Genomic DNA, 17,435 nt, shown 5'->3' with positions numbered 1-17,435 from the left:
GATCAGTTCCGGCCGGGCAGGGCGCGCTCCAGGACGGCGTCCAGGGCGGTCCCGGCGGGCAGGGTGCCGTACGCGTGCCCCCAGTCGCCGCCCAGCCGGGTGGCGCAGAAGGCGTCCGCGACCGGGTCCGGAGCGTGCCGGACGAGCAGGGAGGCCTGGAGGGCGAGCGCCATCCGCTCGACCAGCCGGCGGGCGCCCGTCTGATCGGTTTCGGCCAATTGGTCCTTGAGTGCGCCCACGGCCGTGTCGAGCCGGGCGTCCGCCCCGCGCGCGAGGGCGAGTTCGGAGAAGAAGGCCTCGGCGGTGTCCGTCTCGCGGCCGAGGGCGCGCAGCACGTCGAGCGCGTTGACGTTCCCGGAGCCCTCCCAGATCGACAGCAGCGGGGCCTCCCGGTAGTGCCGGGGCATGCCGGACTCCTCCACGTACCCGTTGCCGCCCAGGCACTCCAGGGCCTCCGCGGTGAACGCCGGGCCCCGCTTGGTGACCCAGTACTTGCCGACGGCGGTGGCGATGCGCCGGAAGGCCCGCTCCCCGGCGTCTCCGCGCACCGCGCGGTCGGCGGCGCCGGCCAGGCGCAGGGTGAGCGTCGTCGCCGCCTCCGACTCCAGCGCGAGATCGGCCAGGACGTTGCGCATCAGCGGCTGCTCGATCAGCCGGGCACCGAACGCGCTGCGGTGCCGGGCGTGGTGCCCCGCCTCCACCAGCGTCTTGCGCATCAGGGTCGCCGAGGACATCACGCAGTCCAGCCGGGTGCAGTTGACCATCTCGATGATGGTCTTCACGCCCCGCCCCTCGGGCCCGACCAGCCAGGCGACGGTCCGGTCGAACTCCGGCTCGGAGGAGGCGTTGGACCGGTTGCCCAGCTTGTCCTTCAGCCGCTGGATGCGGAAGGTGTTGCGGCTGCCGTCCGGCAGGATCCGCGGCACCAGGAAGCAGGACAGCCCGCCCGGGGCCTGCGCGAGCACCAGGAAGACGTCGCACATGGGCGCCGAGGTGAACCACTTGTGCCCGCGCAGCGTGTACACGCCCGCCTCGCCGGTGGGCGTGGCCGTGGTGGTGTTCGTCCGCACGTCGGAGCCGCCCTGCTTCTCCGTCATGCCCATCCCGGCGAGCAGCCCGGGCTTCTCGGTGGGGACGCGCAGCTGCGGGTCGTACTCCCGGCTGGTGAGCAGCGGCTCGTACACCTTGGCGAGATCCGGCTGGGCGCGCAGGGCGGGGACGGCGGCGTACGTCATCGACGTGGGGCAGCCGTGTCCCGCCTCGGTGTGCCCCCACACCAGGCCGCCGGCGGTCCGGGCGACGTGCGCGCCCGGCCGGTCGTCGGCCCAGGGGGCGCCCGCCAGGCCCTCGGCGACCGCCGTCCGCATCAGGTGGTGCCAGCTGGGGTGGAACTCCACCTCGTCGACGCGGTGGCCGTAGCGGTCGTGGGTGCGCAGCACCGGCTCGTACCGGTTCGCCAGCTCGCCCCACTCCTGCGCCTCCGCGCTGCCCGCGCGCGCCCCCAGCCGCCGGATGCCGTCCTCGGCCCACCCGGCGCCCTCCCGGCGCAGGCCCTCCAGCAGGGCCGGGTCGTCGGAGGCGTCGTACGGGGCGAGGAGCGGCGGCTGGTTGGTGACGTCGTGCGTGGCGTCCGGCCGCGGGGACGGTGACGGCGGCTGCGACTGCGCGGAAATCGAGACCATAGGAGCATGTTGCACTCTTCCTGCGGTTGTAGCAACGATGCAACAAGAAGGCGCACGTAGAGTGCGGGGTCATGCGCATGAACGTCTCCGCGGAGCCCGACGCGGCCGGTCTGCGACCGCTGTCCGCCCGCTCGGTCGTGCTGAGCCTGCTGCTCGGCGTGCACCCGCCGCAGCTGCCCGTGAAGGACCTGGTCCGGCTCGTGGAGCCGTTCGGGGTCGGCGGCTCCACCCTGCGGGCCGCGCTGAGCCGGATGGTGGCCGCCGGCGACCTCCGGCGCGCGGACGGCGTCTACCGGCTGAGCGACCGGCTGCTGGCCCGGCAGCGCCGCCAGGACGAGGCCGTGCGGCCCCGCACGCGCGCGTGGGACGGCGACTGGGAGATGGTGGTGATCACGGCGACCGGCCGCGGCCCCGCCGAACGCGCCGACCTGCGGACCCGGCTGGCCGCCCTGCGGCTGGCCGAACTCCGCGAGGGCGTGTGGCTGCGCCCGGCCAACCTGGACCGCCCCCTGCCCGCCGGTCTGCACCGGGTTGCCCTGACGTGCACCGCACGCCCCGACGAGCCACCGCGCGACCTGGCCGCCCGGCTGTGGCCGCTGGCCGACTGGGCGGCCACCGCGCGCGCTCTGCTCGACCGTGCCACCCGGGCCGCCCACCCGGCCGACCGGTTCACCGCCTACGCGGCGGCCGTCCGCCACCTGCTCACCGACCCCGTCCTGCCGTCCGCCCTGCTGCCCGCCGACTGGCCGGGGGAGAGGCTGCGTACCGCGTACGCCGGATATCGGCGGGAGTTGGGCGTGGCGCTGGTCGCGGCCGAAGAGGAGTAATCCGAACGCGGAATCACCGCTTCATTCGTTCCAACGCCCCGGAGCGACACGGCCCTTGGAAAGAATTTGCTTGTCACATTAGGCCGCTTCATGCCAGAGTGGCGTCATCGCGACGAATGACTGGGGGATACAGCGATACACGGGGGACGGGGGAAAGAAGTCCCTTCTGCGTAGCGTGCGCTCACTGTTGCGCACCGCACCGACCGGCAAGCCCGATGGGCACGGACAGCTCCGGCGTCGACCGCGCCGCGCGTGCCCGGTTCTACGGTTTGGATTCTGGTGATAGCGGAAGAAGTGTACGACCTTGTGCTGGACGATCTGTTCGTCCAGCTCCATCAACTGGTTCCGGGAAGTTCCGTCTTCCTCAAGATCGAGGGCCTCAATCCCGCGGGCTCGGTGAAGCTCAAGACCGCGGTGGCCCTGGTCGAAGAAGCCGAGGCGTCCGGGTGCCGCTTTCCGCGGACCCGGCTCATCGAATCGACCTCGGGAAACCTGGGAGTCGCCCTGGCGATGGTCTGCGCCGCCAAGGGCTATTCCCTCACCTGTGTCACCGACCCGAACGCCAACCCGCAGACGGTCCGCCTGATGGAGGCCCTCGGCGCCGAGGTCGTGGTGGTGACCGTCAGGGACGGCAACGGCGGCTACCTGCAGTCCCGCATCGACCACATCCAGGAGCGCCTGCGCCGGGAGCCCGACCTGCACTGGCTCAACCAGTACGCCAATCCGGCGGGTCCGCGGGCGCACCGGCAGCGGACGGGGCGGTCCATCTTCAAGGAACTGGGCCACGTGGACTACGTGTTCGTCGGCGCCGGCACCACGGGGACGCTGATGGGCTGCGCGCAGTTCTTCCGCCGGCACAGCCCGGGGACGCGGATCATCGCCGTCGACAGCGTGGGATCGGTGACCTTCGGGGGCCCGGCGGCCCGCCGTCACATTCCCGGTCTCGGCACCAGCAGGCGGCCGGAAATCCTCACCGAGGCCATGGTCGACGAAGTGGTGCTGGTCTCCGAGGCGGAAGCCGTGGACATGTGCCGCACCCTCGCCAGGGAACGCGGACTGCTGCTCGGCGGTTCGACGGGCACGGTACTGAGCGCGGTGCAGAACACGGCCAAGAAGATTCCGGACGGCAGTGTCGTCGTGGCCATCTCACCGGACTTCGGTGACCGGTATCTGGACTCCGTCTACAACGATTCCTGGGTCGCCGAACGCTGGCCCGGACATCTCTGAAGGACCGCACGGAAAAACAGCTCGGGCGACCACCCGAGACGGGGGAAAACACAAAGTGTTCAATTTTGAAATAGTCGCGGGCGGCACCGTGCGCGACGTCCTGCGCGACAACCGACGCGAAGTCCTGGACCTGGTGAGCCGCACCTATCGCATTCACGAGGCCGGCGAGACCGTCAATCCCGACAGCTACTTCCTGCGCTTCCCGGAGAAGCCGGATTCCCGCATCATCGCCCTGCCCTCCTTCCTCGGCCCCGAGGCCGGGATCGCCGGCATCAAGTGGATCGCGAGCTTCCCGAGGAACACGGAGTCCGGCACGCCCCGCGCCTCCGCGGTGCTCGTCCTCAACGACTACGCCACTGGCTACCCCATCGCCTGCCTGGAAGCCGCCACCATCAGCTCCGCCCGCACCGCCGCGTCCGCCGCCGTCGCCGCCACCGCGCTGCGCCCCGAGGGACACCGCGGGAAGACGATCGCGGTCGTGGGGGCCGGAGTCATCGCCCGCACCATCTGCGACTACCTGCACGCCGCGGACTGCGTCCCGGACTCCTGGCTCGTCCACGACCTGCACGAGCCCTCCGGCCGGGCCCTGGTCGAGCACCTGCGCTCCACCCGGCAGGCGCCCGTCTCCTTCACCACCCACCTCGCCGAGGCCCTCGCGGCCGACACCGTCGTGTTCGCGACCACGGCGCTGAAACCCTACGTCACCACGCCGTTCGCGCCCGGTCAGCTCGTGCTGCACATCTCGCTGCGCGACCTGGCTCCCGAGGTGGTGGTGGGGGCCCAGAACATCCTGGACGACGTCGACCACTGCCTGAAGGCCGACACCTCGCCGCACCTCGCCGAACAGGCCACCGGCTCGCGCGACTTCGTCACCGGCACGCTCGCCGGCGTACTCGACGGCGACGTCACGCTCGACGCCGGACGCCCGGTGATCTTCTCGCCGTTCGGCCTCGGCGTGCTGGACCTCGCGGTCGGCGCCTTCGTCCTGGAGCAGGCGCGCCGCGACGGCACGGCCCTCCAGGTCCCCGACTTCTTCGGGGAGACACGCCGGTGGTGACCTCGACACGACCGTCCGTGGCGATCATCGGCATGGGCTCCCGGGGTCTCGGACTCCTGGAGCGCCTGGTCGCCCACTGCCTCACCCGCCCCGCGCCGGTGACCGTGCACCTGGTCGACCCGCGGCCGCCCGGCCCCGGGTTCCACCTGCCCGACCAGCCCGACCACCTGCTGCTCAACACCGTCTGCTGCCAGCTGACGGCGTTCGCGGACGAGCGGATGGTGCAGGGCCCCGCACCGCTGTCCGGCCCCTCGCTCGCCAAGTGGTGCGCGGAGCGGGACCTGCGCCTCGCGGACGACGGCTACACCGTCCGCGCCGGCCGGGGACGCCGGATCCGCCCCAACGACTTCCTGCCGCGCAGGCTGCTGAGCGAGTACCTCGCCTGGGCCGCCGAGGAGATCGTCGCGGCGGCGCCCGACTGCCTGACGGTCGTCCGGCACCGCTGCGAGGCGGTCGACGTGCGGCCGGGTCCCGCCGGCACCGAGGTGGTGGAACTCGCCGACGGCACCCTGCTCGGCGCCGACGCCGTGTTCGTCACCGTCGGCCACCACTCCCTGTACCGGCCGGCCGCACCGGCCGCCGAACCCCGGCTGGTCACCCGCCCGTACCCGCTGCCCGAGGCCCTCGACGGCGTCGCGCCGGGCGAGCGCGTGGCCGTCCTCGGCACGGGCCTGACCGCCATGGACGTCGTCGCGAGCCTGACCCTGGGCCGCGGCGGCCGGCACGAGCCGCACGCCTCGGGGCTCAGGTACGTACCGAGCGGACGGGAACCCGGGATCGTCCTGGCCAACCGCTCGGGCCTGCCCTCGCGCAGCCGGCCGCACCTCGCCCCGGACCGGGCGCGCTTCGCACCGCTCGCGCTGACCGCCGACGGTGTTGCACGGCTGCGCCGCCGGCGTGCCGACGGCCGCCTGCGCTTCCCCGAGGACGTGCTGCCGCTGATCGAGGCGGAGATGGAACTGGCGTACCACCGCACCCTGCGGGCCCGCGAGTGCGGCGATGCGGCGGCCGCGGGCCGCGAGTTCGCCGACCGGGTCCGGCAGTCCGGGTACGAGGCGCTGCTGGCGGAGTGCCGCGCCCGTTGGGGTCCGAGCCCGCTGGCCGGCCTCCTCTCCCCGGCCCCGGCCGGGCGGCAGTGGGACGATCACGACGCGTACGCCCGCTGGTTCACCGGCGAGGTGGCGGCGGACCTGGCCGAGGCCCGGGCCGGACTCGGGGTCAGCCCCCTGAAGGAGGCGCTGGAGGTCCTGCGGGACCACCGGGACGTCCTGCGCACCGTCGTGGACGCGCCCGGCCTCGACGACGCGTCCCTCGCCGCGTTCTTCGGCGAGTTCACCGCCACCGTCAACCGGCTGGTCATCGGTCCCCAGCTGGACCGCTCCGCCGAGCTGCTGTCCCTCGTGGAGGCGGGCGTCGTCCGGCCGGGCCCCGGCCCGCGGCCCAAGGTCGTCGCCCCGGCGGGGCAGGGCCCCTGGATCCTCGAATCCACCGCCCTGCGGCGGCCCGCCTGCGTCGAGGTCGACCACGTGGTGCACGCGCACGTCCGCGAGCCCGCCCCCGACCGCGTGCCCGGGTCCCTGCTCGGCAGGCTCGTCGGCGCCGGCCGGGTCCGCACCCTCGGCGCCCGCGGCGGCCCCGCGCACGGCCTGGAGGTCACCCGCGAGGGCCGGGGCGTCGACCATGCCGGCAACCCCCAGCCGCGGCTGTTCTTCCTCGGCCCGCACACCGAGGGCTCCAGCTACTACAACCACTACGTCCCCTCTCCGGGCGTGCCGTCCCGCGCACTGATGGACGCGGAACTCGCCCTGAGCACCTTCCTGCCGTCCGTGATCACGAGGATGCGATGACCAACAGCGAGAAGTTCACGCCCTGGACGACGCAGTACCGGCCCGAGACCCGGGCCGCGCAGGGCGACGGCTGGCGGGGCCCGGCGACGGGAGCCGTACCGCCGCCCGTCAGCCTCGCCGCGACCTACGCCAGGGACGCCGAGTACCGGCTGCCCGGCGGTCTGGCGTACCTGCGGGACCAGGGCAGCCCCGGCTACGAGCAGGTGGAGCACGTGATCGCGGGGCTGGAGGGCGGCTCCGAGGCCCTGGTGTTCTCCTCCGGCATGGCGGCGGCCACCGCGGTCTTCCAGGTGCTGCCCGGCGGCTCCCGGGTCGTCGTGCCGAGGACCATGTACTTCGGGCTGACCAAGTGGCTGACGGAGTTCGGGCCGCAGCGCGGCCTGGAGGTCGTCCAGGTGCCCATGGACGACCTGGACGCCGTGGCCGCGGCCGTCTCCGCCGCCCCCACCGCCCTGGTGTGGGTGGAGAGCCCGGCCAACCCCACCTGGACGGTCACCGACGTGGCGGCCGTCGGCGAGATCGCCCACCGCGCCGGTGCGCTCCTCGGCGTCGACAACACGGTGCCCACGCCGGTGCACAGCCGCCCGTTCGAGCTCGGCGCCGACCTGATCATGCACTCGGGCACCAAGTACCTCAACGGCCACACCGATGTCGTCGCCGGCTTCCTCGTACTGGCGCCGGAGCGCACCGAGGCCCGCGGGACCGTCTGGGAGCGGCTCCGGCTGCACCGCAGGCTGACCGGCCCGCTGCTGGGCCCGCTGGAGACGTACCTGCTGATGCGCGGCATCCGTACGCTGTTCCCTCGCATGCGGCAGATATCGGCCACCGCGCTCGCCCTCGCCGAGCACTTCGCCGAGCACCCGCTGGTGAGCCGGGTCGCCTATCCGGGCCTGCCCACCGACCCCGGGCACGCGATCGCCGCCCGCCAGATGACCGGGGGATTCAGCGGCATGCTCTCCCTGCACGTCGCCGGTGACTGGCAGCGCTCGCTGGACGTCGCCCGGAACTGCCAACTGTTCATCCGCGCCACTTCGTTGGGCGGCGTGGAAAGTCTCATCGAACACCGCTATACCTTCGAGGGGCCGGACAGCACCGCACCGAAGGACATGGTCCGCCTCTCCATCGGCCTGGAGAGCCCGGCCGATCTCGTCGCCGACCTGGAACAGGCCCTGGAACGGGCCGCGAAGGAAGACCGTTGACCCCCGAGTCCCCCGAGACAGACACCACCCCGGGCGCGGCGCACACCGCCGCGCCGCCCTCCGCCGCCGGCCGCTCCGCACCGGAGCGGCCCGGCGGACCGGAACCGGCCGGAGAGTCCGAGCCGGCGCCCCCGCCCCGGCTGCTGCGCGACGCGTCCCTGTCCGCCGTACTCGCGGGCCTCGTGGCCGTCGTCGTGTCCTACTCGGGACCGCTGGTCATCGTGCTCGCGGCGGCCTCGGCCGGACACCTGGACACCGCGCAGACCAGTTCCTGGGTGTGGGCCATCTCCATCGGCAGCGGCCTGACCTGCATCGGGCTGAGCCTGCGCACCCGGATGCCGGTCATCACCGCCTGGTCGACGCCGGGCGCGGCGCTGCTGGTCACCAGCCTGGGCGCGTACTCCTACGCCGAGGCCATCGGCGCGTTCCTCATCACCGGTGCCGTCATCACGCTGATCGGGCTCACCGGGGTGTTCGGGTGGCTGATGCGCCAGGTGCCGGCGGCGGTGGTCTCGGCGATGCTGGCGGGCATCCTGTTCAGCTTCGGCACCCATGTGTTCACGTCGCTGAAGACGGCGCCGATGATCGCCGGGTCCGTGCTGGTGGCCTACCTCGTGGCGAAGCGGCTGCTGCCGCGGTACGCGGTGCTGATCGCGCTCGCCGTGGGCGTCGCCGGCAGTGCGGCCACCTCCCGGCTGCGCGTCCACGTCGACACGATAGAGCTGGCACGGCCGGTGCTGACCACGCCGGCGTTCTCCGCGGCCTCGCTCGTCGGCATCGCGGTGCCGATGATCCTGGCCACCCTGGCCTCGCAGAACGCGCCCGGCATGGCGGTGCTCACCGCCTCCGGATACCGGCCCGAGGACCGGCTGCTGATCGGCACCACCGGGCTGGTCTCCACCGCGCTCGCCCCCTTCGGCTCGCACGCGATCAACCTGGCCGCGATCACCGCGGCCATCTGCACCGGCCCGGAGTCGCACCCCGACCCGCGGCGGCGCTACGTGGCCGGTGTCTCGTGCGGCGCCTTCTACCTGCTGATCGGTGCCTTCGGCTCCACACTGGTGGCCTTCTTCGCGGGGCTGCCGAAGGAACTGGTCGCCGCCATCGCCGGCGTCGCCCTGTTCGGAGCGCTGGCCGGCGGCATCACCGGCGCGGTCAAGGAGGAGAAGGACCGCGAGGCCGCGCTGATCACCTTCCTCGCCACCGCCTCCGGCGTCACCCTGTTCGGCATCGGCTCCGCCTTCTGGGGCCTGGTGTTCGGCGTGGCCGCCCACCTCGTCCTGTCCGGGCGGTGGCACCGGCGGACGGCCCGGGCGTGACCACGGGCCGGACCGCCGTCGCGGCCCGGCCCGCCCGGCTCACTTGTAGGTGATGTCCGAGCCGGAGTACTTGCAGTAGGTGCCGTCCGGGGTGAAGCCGTTGGTGGTCGGCTCCTTGCCGGTGTTGTTGCCGATGTACTTCTGGCAGTTCGGCCGCGCCGGCCGGCTGGGGCAGGGCGACCAGGGCGGCGTTCGCCGGCACGAGGGCGGCGGCGGCCGTGCCGGAAACTCCTCTGAGGTGCATGCGGGTGCGTCCGTTCTGTGTGGGGGCTGGGTCGTCTACGTGAATGACGTACTCAGCTAGAACGCATATGTGGGGGTTGGCGGCCAACACAGCCGGTTCCTCTTGCTGTCGGTCACGCTGATGAACGGACCGTAGAGTGCAAGCGCTTTCTAGTCAACCGGTCGCGCAGCGCTGTTTCACGCCAGAAGGAGTGCTGTGGGAGCGCTTCCATGGATCGCATGTCCATGCCACGATGCCGGGTGGTTCCCCGCACGATGCGCACGTAGCACGCCCCCGCACGAGCCGCGAATCAGAAGGGACAGGTGACGTGCCCCCCACACCGCACCGCTCGAGAACCGCCCTCCGCAAGGCACTTGTGGCCCTCCTGGGTGGACTGCTGCCGCTCCTCGCGGCACTGGCGCTCGGCGCGCCCCCGGCCTCGGCCCGGACGCAGGCCGTCCCCACGGCCACCCTCACGGAGGTCACCGGCTTCGGCGCCAACCCCAGCAACCTGCGGATGTACGTCTACGTCCCGGCCGGCGTCACCGCGCACCCGGCGGTCGTCGTGGCCGCGCACTGGTGCGGCGGCTCCGCCTCCGCGATGTACTCCGGCACCGAATGGTCCTCGCTCGCCGACCAGCACGGGTTCGTCGTCGTGTACCCGTCGGTGACCCGTGCCAGCAAGTGCTTCGACGTCTCCTCCCCGCAGGCGCTCCGCCGCGGCGGCGGCAGCGACCCGGTCGGCATCCGGTCCATGGTCGACTGGGCCACCCGCACCTACGCCGCCGACACCGGACGGGTCTTCGTCACCGGCATCTCCTCCGGCGCGATGATGACCAACGTCCTGCTCGGCGACTACCCCGACGTGTTCGCCGCGGGCGCCGCCTTCTCCGGTGTGCCCTTCGGCTGCTTCGCCACCACCGACGGCTCCGAGTGGAACAGCGCCTGCTCCGCCGGCACCGTCATCCGCACTCCCCGGCAGTGGGGCGACCTGGTGCGTGCCGCCTACCCCGGCTACACCGGTCCGCGCCCGCGGATGCAGCTGTGGCACGGCACCGAGGACGACACCCTGCGCTACCCCGACTTCGGGGAGGAGATCAAGCAGTGGACCGACGTGCACGGCGTCGGCCAGACCCCCGCCGCCACGGACGCGCCCGTCGCCGGCTGGACCCGCACGCGCTACGGCGCCACCGGTGACCGGGCACCCGTCGAGGCGATCAGCCTCCAGGGCGTCGGCCACAACCTCTACAGCCGGGGCATGGTCTCGCGGGCCCTGACCTTCTTCGGTCTCGACGGCGGCGGCACCACACCGCAACCGCCCGCCGCCGCCTGCAAGGTGACGACCGCGGTCAGCACCTGGAGCACCGGCCTGACCGCCTCCGTGACCGTCACCAACACCGGTACGACACCGGTGAACGGCTGGAAACTCGGCTTCGCCCTGCCGGCCGGGCAGACCCTCACCAACGGCTGGAACGCCGGGTACAGCGGCAGCTCCGGCGCGGTGACCGCGGCCGACGTCGCGTACAACGCCACCATCGCGCCGGGCGCGAGCGTCACCGTCGGCTACCAGGCCACGCACACCGGCAACAGCGCGGCACCGGCCGCGTTCAGCCTCAACGGCAGCGCCTGCACGGCCGGTTGACGACCCGGGTGCGCGCCGGACCGCCCTGACCGGCCCGGCGCGTACCCCGCCGGGCCGGACTCCGGGCCACGCCGGCCCGCACCCGGCTGCCGCGTGCCCCGCCCCGATCCCGTCCCGCACCCCGGAAAGGCCTCCGTGAAGCCGTCCAGCAGAACGCCGTTCGCCACCGTGCTCAGCACCTGCGTCCTCGTCCTCGCCCTCGTCGTGACGGCCTCCGCCCTCACGGCCCTGGTCACCAGGACGGCATCGGCCACCGCCGCGGCCGGACCCGGCCGGCACTGGGTGAACACCTGGACCGGCATGCCCCAGCTGACCGAACCCGCCAACCTGCCGCCCGCGCCGTACACCGGTGAGAAGTCGGTGCTCGTGGACACCACCTTGCGGCAGACCGTGCGCGTCACCGTCGGCGGCCCCCGCATGCGGCTGCGCTTCTCCAACGCCTACGGCGACACCCCGCTGCCGCTCACCGCCGTCACCGTCGCCCTGCCCCGCGACGGCAGGGCCGGCGTCGGCGCGGTCGAGCCGGGCAGCCTGCGCCGGGTCACCTTCGCGGGCCGGGACGCCGTGACCGTCCCGGTCGGCGCGCAGATGGTCTCCGACCCGCTGGACTTCGGGCTGCGCGCCGGATCCGAGCTGACCGTGACGGCGTACACCGCGCGCGGCCAGGCCTCGCTCGCGCTCACCTCCCACCCCGGCTCGCGCACCACGTCGTACCTCGCGCACGGCGACCACACGCGCGACGCCGACCTCACCGGCGCGACCGCCGTCGACCACTGGTACCTGCTGAGCGACGTCGAGGTGCTGGCGCCCGCCCGCAGCCGGGCGGTGGCCGTCGTCGGCGACTCGCTCACCGACGGACGCGGCTCCACCACCAACGGCAACGACCGCTGGCCCGACCGGTTCTACGACCGCCTGCGCAGCCACCCGGCCACCGCCGGCATCGCCGTCCTCAACCAGGCGGCCGGCGGCAACCGCGTCCTCGACGACGGACTCGGCCCCAACGTGCTCGCCCGCCTCGACCGGGACGTCCTCTCCCGCAGCGGAGTGGCCTGGCTGATCGTCTTCGAGGGCGTCAACGACCTCGGTACCGCCGACGCCACCCCCGCAGCACAGCGCGCGGTGACCGACGACCTGATCGCCGGGTACCGGCAGATCGTCGTCCGCGCCCACGCCCAGGGCATCCGGGTCTACGGCGCGACCCTCACCCCGTTCGGCGGCAGCACCCTGTACGACGATCCGGCGAAGGAGCGGGAGGCCGGCCGGCAACGCGTCAACGCCTGGATCCGCGCCCCCGGCCACTTCGACGCGGTGATCGACTTCGACCGGGCGGTACGGGACCCCGCGGACCCCGGCCGGCTGCTGCCCGCGCTGCACGCCGGGGACTGGCTGCACCTGAATCCCGAGGGGTACCGCGTGCTCGCCGCGGCCGTGCCCGAGGGGCTGTTCCGGCACACCTCCTGAAGTCACGTCTCCGGGGAGTCGCGCACGGGGCGGGGTAGCGCCGGCGGGATCCGTGGCGTTCCCTGGGAAGAGGTGCCCCTGGAGAAAAGAGGGTGACCAGCACGGTTGTGGGCACTCGGTGGGGCACGCAAGACGATCTCACCCGAGGAGAGTCATGGCTGAGCAGAAGTCGTCGGCCCTCACGGCGCCCCTGCGCGGCGCCGCCTCGGTACTGCGCAGGGTGCCCGGCGCCGGAACGGTGACCAGGGCCGCGGAGGAAACACTGGACAAGGTCGGCGCGGTCTCGCCGCGCGGCCGGCGCATGGCGGTGTACGCGGGGGCCGGGGTGCTCGGCGCCGCGGGCGTGGTGGAGTGGCCCGTGGCCCTCACCGGCGCGGCGGTGGCCTGGCTCACCCAGCCCCGGCCGGCGGGGGCCGGGGACGCGGGTGCGGCAGAGCCCGAACCCGCCCACGACCTCGGCACCGCCGCCCTCAGGTCCGGCGGCGGCGGTCACGGGCCGGGCCCGCACGCCTCGGAACGTACCGGGCACACCGGGACAGCCGGTCCGCCGGACGCCGCCCACGGCGCCCAGGCGTCGGCGGGCATGACGTCCCACGGTCCCCTCGGGCCGACGGCGCGGCCCGACCGCACCACACTCTGAGGAGGTCACGGTGCTCGGTCTGCTGACGGTGCCCTCGGCCGCCGCCCGCCTGCTGCCCGCGGCACCACGCCTGCTCGCGCGGGCGGCGGCACCGGCGGTCGGCCTGGCCGCCGGTGCCGCCGCCGGAACGGCGCGCGCCGGCGTGCGCGGCGCGGACTCCGCCGCGCGGGTGGCGCGGGTGGCCCGCCACGCGCTGCCCGGCGCCGGCGACCACTGGCGCTCCGGTGCCCGCGCCCACCTGGCGGTGCGGCCCCTGGAGCCGGAGCAAGCGCGGCTCGCCGGCGGGACGGCGCACCTGGCGCACCGCATGGCCGAGGCGCTGGCGGACCACCCCGAGGTGCTCGTCGCCTACTGGGACCAGGGACTCGCCCGCCTGGTGGTGACCGCGACCGGTGAGGAGGCCGCCGACCGGGTCCTGGAGCACGCCGCCGACCTCGCCGAACGGCACGGGCTGGTCCTGGCGGCCGCCGACGTGGAGGAGACCACGCATCCGGCCGACCCGGCCGGGGTGCGCGCGGCGGCGGCCACGCTCACCGCCGACGGCATCGGCATCGCCGTCGCCCTGACCGCGTACTGGCTGCGGCTGCCGCCCTCGCCCCGCCTGCTGACCGCGGTCGTGACCCTCCTGCGGGAGAACCCGCGCTTCCGTGCCCGGCTGCGCTCCCGGCTCGGCGACACCCGCATGGACCTCGTCCTGGCCTGCGCGAACGCCGCCGTGCACGGCGCCGGCCAGACCCCCACCTCCCTGGTGCTCGACGGTGTGCTGCGCGCCTGCCAGCTGGCCGAGACCGTGGCCCGCTCGGCCGCCTTCGAGACGCTGCACGACCGGCTGTGCGCCCCCGACCGGCTCAGCCTCGGCGCCGGCCCCGACGGCCCGCCGCGCCCGCCGCTGCGCGTCTCCCCGGCCCAGGAGTACGCGGCCCACGCCTCCGCCGGCAGCCTCCTGGGCGCGGCGGCCACCCTGCTGGTCAAGCACGACGGCGCCGAGGCCGCGGAGGCGGTGCTGGCGGGCTCCCCGAAGGCGGCCCGCTACGGCCCCGCCGCCTTCCACGCCGTGCTCAGCGCCGCCCTGGCCCGCACGGGCGTCCTGGTCCGCGACCCGGAGCGGCTGCGCGAGCTGGAGATGGCCGGCACGCTCGTCCTGCACCCGAGCGCGCTGCGCACCGAGGACGGCGAGGCCGACGCCTGGGCCGAGCCGGTGCTGGACGCGGCCCGCCGGGCCGGGCTCCGGGTCGTGCTCGTGGACGATCCGGTGCTGGAGGACTTCACCGGTCTCGCCGACCAGGTCGTCGACGCCCGCCGGCCGCTGGACGACGTGGTGTACGAGGCGCGCGGCGACGAGGGCGCCGTACTGGTGGCCGCCCGGGTGCGCGCGGCCGGCGAGCACGACGTGCTGGCCGCGCTGCGGGCCGCCGACGTCGCGGTCGCGCTGACCGACCGGGACGGCGCGGTGGTGTGGGGCGCCGACGTCCTCGCCCTGCACGGCCTGCCCGACCTGTGGCGGGTGCTCACCGCGATCCCTGCCGCCCGCCGGGTCGGCCGCCGGGCCCAGACCCTGGCCCGCTCCGGTGCCGCGCTGTCCGGGCTGCTCGTGGCCATCGGCGAGTCCGGTGGCGGACGCGGCCGCCTCGCCGTCCTGCCGGGGCTCCGGCACGCCCCCGTCGACGTCGGCGCCGCGATGGCGCTGCTGTCCGGGGCCGGGGCCGCGCTGCGGGTGGCGACGGCCCGCGCCCCGCACCCCCGCCCCCGCGTGCACTGGCACGAGCTGGACCCGGACCAGGCCCGGGACCGGCTGGCCCACGAACCCGCCCCCGACGCCGGCAACGCGCTGACCGAGCGGATGCGCAAGGCGGCCCGCACCGTCACCCGGCACCCGGCCGCCGCGCCCGCCCGCTGGTCCTACCGGCTCGGCCGGGCCGTCCGCGGGGAACTCCAGGACCCGCTGACCCCGGTCCTGGCGGTCGGCTCGGCGGCGTCGGCGATCCTCGGCTCAGTGATGGACGCGCTGCTCGTCGTCGGCGCCCTCGACCTGAACGCCCTGGTCGGCGGAGTCCAGCGGCTGCGGGCCGAGCGCGCGCTGTCCGGGCTGGTCGCGGAACAGCAGCAGAAGGCGCGCGTGGTACCGCCGGAGGCCGAGGCCCCGGCCGGCGGCACCTTCACCGTGGAGGCGGGCAGGCTCCGGCCGGGCGACGTCATCCAGCTCAAGACGGACGACGTGGTGCCCGCCGACGCCCGGCTGCTGTGGCAGGAGGGCCTGGAGGTGGACGAGTCCGCCCTGACCGGCGAGTCGCTGCCGGTGGAGAAGCAGACGGACCCCACCCCGCACGCCGCGGTCGCCGACCGCAGCTGCATGCTCTTCGAGGGCACGACCGTGGTGGCGGGCGAGGCCCGGGCCATCGTGGTCGACACCGGCGACCGCACCGAGGCCGCCCGTGCCGTGCACCTCGCCGCCCGCACGCCCCCGGCCGGCGGCGTCCAGGCCCGGCTCCAGGAACTCACCCGCAAGGCGCTGCCGCTGACCCTGGCGGGCGGCGCCGCGGTGACGGGCCTGGCGCTGCTGCGCGGCACCCCGATCCGGGAGGCGGTCAGCGGCGGGGTGGCGGTGGCCGTGGCGGCCGTACCCGAGGGGCTGCCGCTGGTGGCGACGGTGGCGCAGCTGGCGGCCGCCCGCCGGCTGAGCCGGGGCGGTGTCCTGGTGCGCACCCCGCGCACGCTGGAGGCGCTGGGCCGCATGGACACCATCTGCTTCGACAAGACCGGCACGCTCACCGAGAACCGGCTGCGGCTGGTGCGCACCTCCGACGCCGACGGCACGGTCCGCGCGGCGGCCGACCCCGGCTACGAGGAGACCGTCCGGGCCGCCGCCCGGGCCTGCCCGCGACTGAACGGCGATTCCGACCGGCCGGTGCACGCCACCGACGAGGCCGTACTGGCCGCGGCACCGCCCGACCCGGACTGGACCCAGCTCGCCGACGTGCCGTTCGAGGCCGCGCGCGGGTACGCCGCCGCCGTCGGCCGCAGCGGCGACGGGCCGCCCGTGCTGGTGGTCAAGGGCGCCCCGGAAACCGTGCTGCCCGCCTGCGCCGGGCTGCCGGCCGGTGCCTCGGAGTCCGCGCACGCGCTGGCCGGGGACGGCCTGCGGGTGCTGGCGGTGGCCCAACGCCCGCTCGGCGCGCACGAGCAGGAGACGGACGCCCTCGAACGCCCGCTGGCCGGCCTGGGGTTCACCGGCCTGCTGGCGCTGTCCGACGTGGCGCGCGAAACCTCGACGGCCCTGGTGAACGGGCTGAACGGGGCGGGCGTACGGCCGGTCATGCTCACCGGCGACCACCCGCAGACCGCGCGGTCGATCGCCGCCGACCTCGGCTGGCCCGAGGACACCGTGGTGGTCACCGGCGACGAGCTGGCCGCGGCGGACCGCGCGACGCGGGCCCGGATGCTGCGTGACGCGGGCGTGGTGGCCCGGGTGGCACCCGAGCAGAAGCTCCAGGTCGTGGAGGCGCTGCGGGACGCGGGCCGGGTGGTCGGCATGGTCGGCGACGGCGCCAACGACGCCGCGGCCATCCGGGCCGCCGACATCGGCGTCGGTATCAACGCGCGGGGCTCGGCCGCCGCGCGCAACGCCGCGGACATCGTGCTGACCGACGACGACCTGACGGTGCTGATCGACGCGGTCGGCGAGGGCCGTGCGCTGTGGCACAGCGTGGCCGACGCGATCGCCATCCTGATCGGCGGCAACGCGGGCGAGGTCGGGTTCGGCATCCTCGGCACGCTGCTGTCCGGGCGGGCGCCGCTGTCCACGCGGCAGATGCTCATGGTGAACCTGTTCACCGACCTCTTCCCGTCGATGGCGGTGGCCGTGACGGAGAAGGAGGGCGAGGCGGACCTGGGGCACGTGGAGGAGGCGGCCGGGGTGCTGGGCGACCCGCTGCTGCGGCAGATCCGGCACCGGGCGCTGACCACCTGCCTGGGCGCGGTCACGGCCTGGCTGATCGGCCGCTTCACGCCGGGCACCGCCCGCCGCTCCAGCACCATGGCGCTGTGCGGGGTGGTCGGCACCCAGCTCGTGCAGACCCTCCTCGACCGGCGCGACAGCCGTCTGGTGCAGGTCACCTCGCTGGGCTCCGCGCTGGCACTCGTGGCCATGGTCCAGACCCCGGGCATCAGCCGGGTGTTCGGCTGCACCCCGCTCGGCCCGGTCGCCTGGGCCGGCGTCGTGGCCGCGATCGCGCTCGCCCTGGCGGGCCAGCGCACCCTGCCCCGCCTGGAACGGACCGTCACCCGGCTCCTGCCGACGTGACCGGCACCGCG

At 74.6% G+C, this 17,435-nt stretch carries 11 protein-coding genes and 1 pseudogene; 10 read left to right on the top strand and 2 right to left on the bottom strand.

Annotated features, from left to right (window positions below; translation table 11 throughout):
• Positions 1-2: 2 nt before the first annotated feature.
• Entirely contained in the window at positions 3-1,682 is a 1,680-nt protein-coding gene (locus tag ABZ923_RS15835) for a DNA alkylation response protein (protein WP_361471286.1), read from the bottom strand.
• 71 nt (positions 1,683-1,753) lie between these two features.
• On the opposite strand from ABZ923_RS15835, the gene ABZ923_RS15830 reads away from it, so the two are divergent.
• From ABZ923_RS15830 to ABZ923_RS15805, 6 genes are all read left to right on the top strand, one after another.
• Complete coding sequence (locus ABZ923_RS15830; protein WP_361471285.1) at positions 1,754-2,509, top strand: PaaX family transcriptional regulator C-terminal domain-containing protein; 756 nt, start codon at positions 1,754-1,756, stop codon at positions 2,507-2,509.
• A gap of 279 nt (positions 2,510-2,788) precedes the next feature.
• Positions 2,789-3,736, top strand: coding sequence for a 2,3-diaminopropionate biosynthesis protein SbnA (gene sbnA, locus ABZ923_RS15825; RefSeq protein ID WP_361471283.1), 948 nt, complete (start codon positions 2,789-2,791; stop codon positions 3,734-3,736).
• Between the two features lie 55 nt (positions 3,737-3,791).
• Positions 3,792-4,793 carry a 2,3-diaminopropionate biosynthesis protein SbnB gene (sbnB, locus tag ABZ923_RS15820; protein WP_361471281.1) on the top strand — a complete coding sequence of 334 codons (1,002 nt, stop codon included), beginning with the start codon at positions 3,792-3,794 and terminating at the stop codon, positions 4,791-4,793.
• Positions 4,790-6,640 carry an FAD/NAD(P)-binding protein gene (locus ABZ923_RS15815; protein ID WP_361471279.1) on the top strand — a complete coding sequence of 617 codons (1,851 nt, stop codon included), beginning with the start codon at positions 4,790-4,792 and terminating at the stop codon, positions 6,638-6,640. Before sbnB ends, ABZ923_RS15815 begins: the two co-directional genes overlap by 4 nt.
• The gene (locus tag ABZ923_RS15810; RefSeq protein WP_361471277.1) at positions 6,637-7,839 is read left to right on the top strand and encodes a PLP-dependent aspartate aminotransferase family protein; all 1,203 of its coding nucleotides are present in this window, start codon (positions 6,637-6,639) and stop codon (positions 7,837-7,839) included. Before ABZ923_RS15815 ends, ABZ923_RS15810 begins: the two co-directional genes overlap by 4 nt.
• Positions 7,840-7,979: 140 nt before the next feature.
• Positions 7,980-9,158, top strand: a complete 1,179-nt coding sequence (locus ABZ923_RS15805) for a benzoate/H(+) symporter BenE family transporter (protein WP_361471368.1) — start codon at positions 7,980-7,982, stop codon at positions 9,156-9,158.
• Positions 9,159-9,197: 39 nt separating this feature from the next.
• On the opposite strand, the pseudogene ABZ923_RS15800 reads toward ABZ923_RS15805, so the two are convergent.
• Positions 9,198-9,305 (bottom strand): annotated as a pseudogene (locus tag ABZ923_RS15800) (pectate lyase); the annotation flags it as partial.
• Positions 9,306-9,709: 404 nt separating this feature from the next.
• On the opposite strand from ABZ923_RS15800, the gene ABZ923_RS15795 reads away from it, so the two are divergent.
• The 4 genes from ABZ923_RS15795 to ABZ923_RS15780 all read left to right on the top strand — a co-directional run bounded on the left by ABZ923_RS15795 (position 9,710) and on the right by ABZ923_RS15780 (position 17,424).
• Complete coding sequence (locus tag ABZ923_RS15795) at positions 9,710-11,023, top strand: PHB depolymerase family esterase (protein WP_361471275.1); 1,314 nt, start codon at positions 9,710-9,712, stop codon at positions 11,021-11,023.
• 135 nt (positions 11,024-11,158) lie between these two features.
• Entirely contained in the window at positions 11,159-12,484 is a 1,326-nt protein-coding gene (locus tag ABZ923_RS15790; RefSeq protein WP_361471273.1) for an SGNH/GDSL hydrolase family protein, read from the top strand.
• 154 nt (positions 12,485-12,638) lie between these two features.
• Complete coding sequence (locus ABZ923_RS15785) at positions 12,639-13,124, top strand: hypothetical protein (protein ID WP_361471271.1); 486 nt, start codon at positions 12,639-12,641, stop codon at positions 13,122-13,124.
• A gap of 10 nt (positions 13,125-13,134) precedes the next feature.
• A complete protein-coding gene (locus ABZ923_RS15780; protein ID WP_361471269.1) occupies positions 13,135-17,424 on the top strand; it encodes a cation-translocating P-type ATPase in 4,290 nt (1,429 codons plus the stop codon).
• The last annotated feature ends 11 nt before the right edge of the window (positions 17,425-17,435 follow it).

It is taken from the genome of Streptomyces sp. NPDC046881, assembly GCF_040645015.1.
Taxonomy (GTDB): domain Bacteria; phylum Actinomycetota; class Actinomycetes; order Streptomycetales; family Streptomycetaceae; genus Streptomyces.
This window is presented reverse-complemented; position numbering and strand designations above follow the sequence as displayed.

What these genes read in the sequence shown, in the direction of transcription:
- ABZ923_RS15835 (WP_361471286.1), bottom strand. Translation starts at nt 1,682, where the DNA reads ATGGTCTCGATTTCCGCGCAGTCGCAGCCGCCGTCACCGTCCCCGCGG.
- ABZ923_RS15830 (WP_361471285.1), top strand. Translation starts at nt 1,754, where the DNA reads ATGCGCATGAACGTCTCCGCGGAGCCCGACGCGGCCGGTCTGCGACCG.
- ABZ923_RS15810 (WP_361471277.1), top strand. Translation starts at nt 6,637, where the DNA reads ATGACCAACAGCGAGAAGTTCACGCCCTGGACGACGCAGTACCGGCCC.
- ABZ923_RS15785 (WP_361471271.1), top strand. Translation starts at nt 12,639, where the DNA reads ATGGCTGAGCAGAAGTCGTCGGCCCTCACGGCGCCCCTGCGCGGCGCC.